Consider the following 4,060-nt stretch of genomic DNA (forward strand, 5'->3'; position numbering starts at 1 on the left):
GGGCGCTTTTCCAAAAAGGCGCGTTTGCCCTCAGCAGCTTCTTCGGTCATGTAGAACAGCAACGTCGCATCTCCGGCCAGCTCCTGCAGCCCCACCTGCCCATCGCAGTCGGCATTGAAGGCGGCTTTGAGGCAGCGGATGGCCAAGGGGCTGTGCTGGAGAATCTCTTGCGCCCAGCGGATCCCTTCAGCTTCCAGCTCTTCCACCGGCACCACGGCATTGACCAGACCCATCTCCAGGGCTTGGGCTGCGGTGTATTGGCGGCAGAGGAACCAAATCTCGCGGGCTTTTTTTTGCCCCACCACTCGCGCCAGGTAGGCGGCCCCAAAGCCCCCATCGAAGCTGCCCACCCTAGGGCCGGTTTGCCCAAAGATGGCATTATCGGCGGCAATGGTCAGGTCGCAGATGAGATGCAAAACATGGCCACCCCCAATGGCGTAGCCTGCCACTAGGGCAATCACCACCTTGGGCAAAGAGCGGATGATGCGCTGCAGATCCAGCACATTGAGACGAGGGATCCCGGCCTCATCCAGGTAACCGGCCTCGCCCCGTACGCTTTGATCCCCGCCGGCGCAGAAGGCATACTTCCCATCGGTATGGGGCCCGGCGCCTGTTAAGAGCACTACTCCAATCCTGGGATCCTCTCGCACATCGGCAAACGCATCAATCAGCTCGGCAATGGTCTTGGGGCGGAAGGCGTTGCGCTTGTGGGGACGGTTGATGGTGATCTTGGCAATGCCATCCGTTTTTTCGTAAAGAATGTCTTCGTAGAGCTTGGCCGTCTGCCACATGGTGTCTGGGTGTATCTATTGGGATGCCGGGCCAGGAGAGTTCCGTTTGGCTGATGGGGGCTCACTATGAGGAGCACCTGGGTACTCTGCACCGCTACCGCGAACGGCCTGAAAAGGCTAGGTAGAACGGTTGGTCGCTTGGATGAGGGCTTCCACCAATCCTTCCAAAGTATACTCCTGGGCTGCGATGTCCACTCGACCAAATGCAGCCTTGCAGGTTGCGGCCGTCTTGGGGCCAATGGCGGCAATCTGCACGGGTGGATCCCAGATCTCAGGGCCTAGCCCTGCCTGCTGGATCAAGTGGGCAAAATGCTGTACTGTCTTGGAGCTGGCAAAGGTGAGGATGTCCACCTGGTGGGCTTTAAGAGCTTCCAGGACCTGGGGATCCGCTGCTGCTGGACAGGCGGACTGATAGGCGGCCACCTCCACCACCTCTGCTCCTCGCTGCCGCAACCCCTGTACCAGCTCCTCCCGCCCTCCTGACTCAACGCGGGGAAAGAGGATGCGCTGCCCCTGCACTGGCTGCGGCCAAATGGGTAGCAGGGCTTCGGCCACAAACTCGGAGGGCATCAGATCCGGGCGAATGCCGTACTGGGCCAGCACGGAAGCGGTTTTGGATCCCACCACCGCCACTTGCAGGGAGTGGAGTGCTCGGCTATCTCGCCCCTGCCGCTGCAGCCGCTCAAAGAAAGCCTGCACTCCATTGGCAGAGGTCAGCAGCAGCCAGTCGAATTGTTCCAGGTTGGCAATGGCTGTATCCAAGGGATCCCAGCTCGTGGGCGGCTGGATCACCAGGGTCGGCATCTCCAGCACCCGCGCCCCCTGGGCCTGCAGCAACTCACAAAAAGCTGGTGATTGCCCCTCAGAACGGGTAACCAGCACCGTCTTGCCTGCCAGGGGAGCCGGCGGAGGCAAAGGAGGGATCCCCGGCAAAAAGTCCTGCCGCAGCCGGATCACCTCCCCGACCACCAGCAGACCCGGCAACTTCGCCTGACCCGCCTCCTGCTGCAGCTCCGCCAAGGTGCCCACCCACACCTGTTGCTCTGCCTGCCCCGCTCCCCAGATCACAGCCACCGGTCGGTCTGCCGGGATCCCAGACTCCACCAGCCGTGCGCCAATGTGCTGTCGCTGCCGGGATCCCATCAAAATCACCAAAGTATCCAACTGGGCCAGGGCGCTCCAGGGCAAGGCCTCCAGCTCGTGGGCAGTCAGCACGGCAAAAACGCGGCTTAAGTGCTTATCGGTCAGGGGGATCCCTGCCCAAAAGGGGCCAGCCAGCGCCGAAGACAGCCCCGGCCAAATCTCAAACGGACAGCCCGCCTCCCTAAGGGCTTGGATCTCCTCGCGAGCGCGGCCAAAGATCAAGGGATCCCCTGACTTGAGGTGAACCACCTGTTTGCCTTCTCGGCAGCGCTGGATGAGCCAGTGGATGCCCTCCTGGAGGCTTCCTGGCCCAGAGCGTCGCCACACCTGCGCCTGCGGCGGCAACTCTGCCAACAAGCGCTCATCCACCAGCTCGTCGATCCAGATAGCCTCAGCCTGCCGTAGGATCTCCAGTGCTCCCTGCGTCAGGCCCGCCCGCCCGCCCAGCCCCGCGCCCACCAGATACACCTTGCCCATGCCCTACCCCTTGGAATGTCGATCTTGCCCCTTGTAAGAAGGGGATCCCGCTTGCTTTGCAAATATAAATCGAAGACGCCTCCCAACAGCTCCTCTTCCAAGGGGTGGCCAGCCTGAGGAAAAACTGGTCTACTTGCGAGATACTGAAAGCGTGGCCGCCTGAGGATCCCTGCCTATGTCCGGTGTAACTCCAGAGCCTTGGCCGCGGCGGCGTTTTTTGGCCAGTGGAGCTGCTCTGCTAGCAGTAGGAGCGGGCTCCCGCCCCTCTTCGGCCAGATCCCGGCCCTTGCGACTGGTCACCAACTGGTACGCCCAGGCCGAACACGGCGGCTTTTACCAAGCCCTGGCCACCGGCATCTACGCCGACTACGGTCTGCAGGTGGAAATCCGCATGGGGGGAACGGCGGTTAACGTGCTGCAACTGCTAGCCGGGGGAGCGGCAGATTTTGTGCTCGGCGGCAGCCCCGACGCTCTGGCGGCTCTGCAAGCTGGGATCCCCGTGCTCACCGTGGCCGCCTTTTTCCAGAAGGATCCCCAGTGTCTTTTGGCCCATCCGGGGGTGGGCATCGAGCGCCTAGAAGACCTGCGGGGCAAGCCCATCTGGGTCTCTCCAGGGGCCAACCTCACCTACTGGCCTTTTTTGCGGGCCAAATTTGGCTTTACCGACGAGCAGAAGCGCCCCTACAACCTCAGCCTCACGCCCTTCTTGCTGGACAAGTCTTCTGCCCAGCAGGGCTATGTGACCTCCGAGCCCTTCCGCGTGCGCCAGGAGGGGGGCTTTGATCCCGTCGTTTTTCTGCTGGCCGACTACGGCTATTCCCCCTACGCCACCACCCTGGAGACCACCCGCCCCTTTGCCGAACGACACCCTGAGGAGGTGCGAAAATTTGTAGCTGCCTCCATCCAGGGCTGGCAGAGCTACCTAGAGGATCCCCGCCCCGGCAATCGCCTCATCCGCCAAGACAACCCCAACATGAGCGAGGCCCTTCTGGCCTATGCCCACCAAGCCCTGCAAGACTACAACCTCCTCACCGGCGGCGACGCCGCCACGCTGGGGATCGGCGCCATGACCCACCAGCGCTGGCAAACCTACTTTCAGGAGATGGTGGCCCTGGGGATCGGCGCAGCGGGTCTGGAGGTTCGCCAAGCCTATACCCTCGACTTCCTCCCCGGCCCCACTGCCTAAGGGATCCCCACTTCCATCGCCGCCAAACTGTGCAAAAGCGGGGATCCCTGCATCCCCAGCTCATGGCGCCGGTGCATTTGGTTTGTCAGCAAGTAGGCCAAAGGTGGGTGGCCGCTCAGCCGTTGGCGGGGGTGGGGCAGATGGTCGTTGCCGAACTGGTGGCGGTATTCCTCCGAGTCGATAAAGGCATTGACCATGGCTTGAAAGCCCTGGCGCACCAGAATGTTGTGATAGGCCGCCACCTCCTCCCTGCTGGCCGGCGCCCGTCCCAAAAAGTGCTTAAAAGCCTGCTCCACACAGCGGGTGTTGCAGCCGGCACTGAAAAAGAGCTGCCGGTAGAGCCGGGATCCCCCAATTTGGCGAACCAAGCGCTTGATCCCAATTCGGCCCCGCAAGAAGTCCTGCTCGATCTTCTCCAGCTCTCCCGCCTTCTCGTGCTGGTAGGGCTGGCGTTCCAAAAGCT

Annotated in this window: 4 protein-coding genes; 1 reads left to right on the top strand and 3 read right to left on the bottom strand. The window is 62.2% G+C overall.

All coding sequences use genetic code 11. The features are described 5' to 3' along the window. Together menB and cobA are read right to left on the bottom strand one after the other, a co-directional pair. A partial coding sequence (gene menB, locus SYN60AY4M2_RS05210) for a 1,4-dihydroxy-2-naphthoyl-CoA synthase (protein ID WP_099812434.1) occupies positions 1–791 on the bottom strand: 791 nt, incomplete at its 3' end. 117 nt (positions 792–908) lie between these two features. Then, positions 909–2,411 carry a uroporphyrinogen-III C-methyltransferase gene (gene cobA / locus SYN60AY4M2_RS05215; protein ID WP_099812435.1) on the bottom strand — a complete coding sequence of 501 codons (1,503 nt, stop codon included), beginning with the start codon at positions 2,409–2,411 and terminating at the stop codon, positions 909–911. A 175-nt stretch (positions 2,412–2,586) separates the two neighbouring features. Between cobA and SYN60AY4M2_RS05220 the strand changes: the two genes are divergently transcribed. Further along, positions 2,587–3,597 (top strand): ABC transporter substrate-binding protein, encoded by a 1,011-nt coding sequence (locus SYN60AY4M2_RS05220; protein ID WP_099812436.1) that lies wholly within the window; start codon positions 2,587–2,589, stop codon positions 3,595–3,597. Here the strand turns inward: SYN60AY4M2_RS05220 and SYN60AY4M2_RS05225 are convergent. After that, positions 3,594–4,060, bottom strand: a 467-nt coding sequence (locus SYN60AY4M2_RS05225) for a phycobilisome rod-core linker polypeptide (RefSeq protein WP_099813252.1), incomplete at its 5' end; no start/stop codon positions are given. The two genes, SYN60AY4M2_RS05220 and SYN60AY4M2_RS05225, sit on opposite strands and share 4 nt — an antisense overlap.

It is taken from the genome of Synechococcus sp. 60AY4M2, assembly GCF_002760375.1.
In the GTDB taxonomy this organism is placed as follows: domain Bacteria; phylum Cyanobacteriota; class Cyanobacteriia; order Thermostichales; family Thermostichaceae; genus Thermostichus.

Bases quoted from the DNA above. Each gene is read 5' to 3' on its own strand.
- cobA (WP_099812435.1), bottom strand. From the start codon at position 2,411: ATGGGCAAGGTGTATCTGGTGGGCGCGGGGCTGGGCGGGCGGGCGGGC.
- SYN60AY4M2_RS05220 (WP_099812436.1), top strand. From the start codon at position 2,587: ATGTCCGGTGTAACTCCAGAGCCTTGGCCGCGGCGGCGTTTTTTGGCC.